Below are 2505 nucleotides of genomic sequence, written 5' to 3'. Positions count from 1 at the left end.
TTTTTTTTTTTCATCCCTGCCCGCTACCCTGTAAACCTTTCTTCTGCGTTGCCGTTAACAGTAGGTAAGCCATGTTTGGTTTTTCTTCCGGAGCCCTGATGACTCTTAGTGATGATGAGCGACACCTGCTTGTGTCCGTTGTTTCGGTCTGGCTACGGCGTGCCGGAGGGGATGCCGGAGCCATGATGCTGGATGCATACCGGCAGATTTTGTCTGAAACCGAACCGGCCGTAAGGACTGTCATGCTCGAATTTCTTGAATCCGTTCGCATTCATTACATTTCGTCCTGAGCATTTTCTGTATTTCTGTCCATACTTAAACGAGGCGGCCGTCACGGACGGTGGTCGTCGTTCCATGATGCTGTTATGGACGAGTGAGAGTAATCTAATCTAACTTGATTGAGTTCCGGGCGTGCCGCCCGGTTTTTTTTGCTGTTTCCCGGTGTCCGTTCCGGGACAGGATGTGCATTTGTAATACCGCGCACGCGCCGGCATCACAAATACCCTGGTCAGGGCTGCGCCCCGACACCCCGCCATCGCCTCACGGCCGCGCACTGAATTGCGCACCCGTTCACCGATTTTCACGCATTTTCCTCGCCTATCTGTGCGTTCAGCATGGCGTAAAGCGCTTCGGCCTGATCGTGCAGGTGCTCACAGCAGCCGGCAGCCTCATCCAGATCCATCTGCTCGAGCCGCTCAAGGAGGAGAAGTGTCTGTGCGCGGATAAATTTGGCCATATTGAGGGCGGCGGATTCCTGTCTGGTCACTGGTGATTTTCCCCGTCTGGTGATGATTTTTGCGTGAAAAGAGCATGGCGTCATTCTGGTGCATAGTCATGCATGCCGTTAAAATTTAACAGGCGCGTTTCTGACGGGTTCCGGGGTGGTTTGTTGTGGTTTTTGTCATGGTTTCGTCAGGAACGCGCTGAACGCGTCTCAGGCGGTGCGGGCAACGGATGTTATGGTAAATTCTTGGGGGCTTGATTATAAAATACCGCACTTCCTCTTATGTCTTGTGCTTTTTAGACAACCCTGAAAGCTTTTAGCTTTGGTGATGCAATTTGCTGGGATTTTGGCGGAGAACCACAGGTAAAGAAAAAGGCCACATTAGCGGCCTTTTTCGGAGAAGATGCTCAGTGCGGAATTTCGGAGACTTCTTTAACGTCGGTTTTATTGATCTGCTGTTTGACACCATTCGCGTCTGTATAGCCAAGCAGGCCTGAGTCTGATTCTTTAGGTTTGCCGTCGCTGACAATAGTGCGACCGTCATTGGTGTGTATGGCATAGCTTGTGCGCGTGCAGCCGGTGAGGGCTGAAAGCGCAACTGCCGCTGCGAACACTGAAACAAAAATCTTTTTCAAAGCCAGCTCCTTTTATCCATATCAGTTTTGGTCACTAACCATCTAACTATAGGTCATTTTTTATGTGAAAAGAGGCTTGATGGTGGGCTGTATATCGAGTTAGGCGCGAGGTGCTATGGTCAAAGTGTGGTGTCAGGCGGGGAGGAGGCTTATATGAGATGTAATCCGGCCGATACATATACCAAGATGATTTAAGTATTCCTCTTTGTGAGGTTGGATGTCTAATTTATAAAGGATCTTCTTGAGATCCTTTTTTTCCGCGCGTAATCTCTTGCCCTGTAAACGAAAAAACCACCCTGGCAGGTGGTTTTTCGAAGGTTAGGTAATCCTGGCAGATCCCCTAACCGTGGTAACAGTCTTGTGCGAGACATGTCACCAAATTTGTCCTTTCAGTGTAGCCTCACTAAGGCCGCCACTTCAAGAACTCTTGAGACATCTCTCGCACATCCTGTTTGCCAATGGCCGTTGCCAATGGCGATTAGTCGTGTCTTTCCGGGTTGGACTCAAGTTGATAGTTACCGGATAAGGCGCAGCGGTCGGACTGAACGGGGGGTTCGTGCATACAGTCCATCCTGGAGCGAACTGCCTTCCCGGAACTGAGTGTCAGGCGTGGAATGAGAAACCGCGGCCATAACAGCGGAGTGACACCGGTAAACCGAAAGGCAGGAATGCGGGGGAGCACGAGGGAGCCACCAGGGGGAAACGCCTGGTATCTTTAAGCCGCATCGGGTTTCGCCACCACTGATTTGAGCGTCAGATTCTGTGATGCTTGTCAGGGGGGCGGAGCCTATGGAAAAACGGCTTTGGCGCGGCCTTATGCTTTCTTCGTTAAGTATCTTCCTGGCATCCCCCAGGAAATTTCTGATCCATCCGTAAGCCCGTCCCGCTCGCCGCAGCCGAACGACCGAGCGGAGCGAGTCAGTGAGCGAGGAAGCGGAATATATTCTGTATCACATTTTCTCCTGACGCGTTTTCTTTCACTTTCTGCGCCTGTCTTATGTGGCATTAATGCTATGTGTTACTGCCATGCTACATCTTAAGCCAGTATACACTCCGCTAGTGCTCCGTGACTGGTCCGGCGCTGCGCCCGGAACCCGCCTGTACCGGTTCAGCAGCCGTTCCGGCCTGACTGCAATTTTTTTTTTT

3 protein-coding genes are annotated in these 2505 nt (G+C 51.3%); 1 reads left to right on the top strand and 2 read right to left on the bottom strand.

What is annotated here, in order from left to right; all coding sequences use genetic code 11:
* The first annotated feature begins 98 nt into the window (after nucleotides 1-98).
* A complete protein-coding gene (locus L350_RS10595) occupies nucleotides 99-290 on the top strand; it encodes a hypothetical protein (RefSeq protein ID WP_021243041.1) in 192 nt (63 codons plus the stop codon).
* A 290-nt stretch (nucleotides 291-580) separates the two neighbouring features.
* On the opposite strand, the gene L350_RS10600 is transcribed toward L350_RS10595, so the two are convergent.
* Both L350_RS10600 and L350_RS10605 read right to left on the bottom strand, forming a co-directional pair.
* Nucleotides 581-766 carry a Rop family plasmid primer RNA-binding protein gene (locus tag L350_RS10600; RefSeq protein WP_013772937.1) on the bottom strand — a complete coding sequence of 62 codons (186 nt, stop codon included), beginning with the start codon at nucleotides 764-766 and terminating at the stop codon, nucleotides 581-583.
* A 365-nt stretch (nucleotides 767-1131) separates the two neighbouring features.
* Entirely contained in the window at nucleotides 1132-1359 is a 228-nt protein-coding gene (locus tag L350_RS10605; protein ID WP_021243043.1) for a YgdI/YgdR family lipoprotein, read from the bottom strand.
* Between the last annotated feature and the right edge of the window lie 1146 nt (nucleotides 1360-2505).

It is taken from the genome of Enterobacter sp. MGH 4 (assembly GCF_000534735.1).
Classification (GTDB): Bacteria; Pseudomonadota; Gammaproteobacteria; order Enterobacterales; family Enterobacteriaceae; genus Enterobacter; species Enterobacter intestinihominis.
The sequence above is the reverse complement of the archived record's forward strand: the minus strand, read 5'-3'. Positions and strand labels throughout refer to the sequence as shown.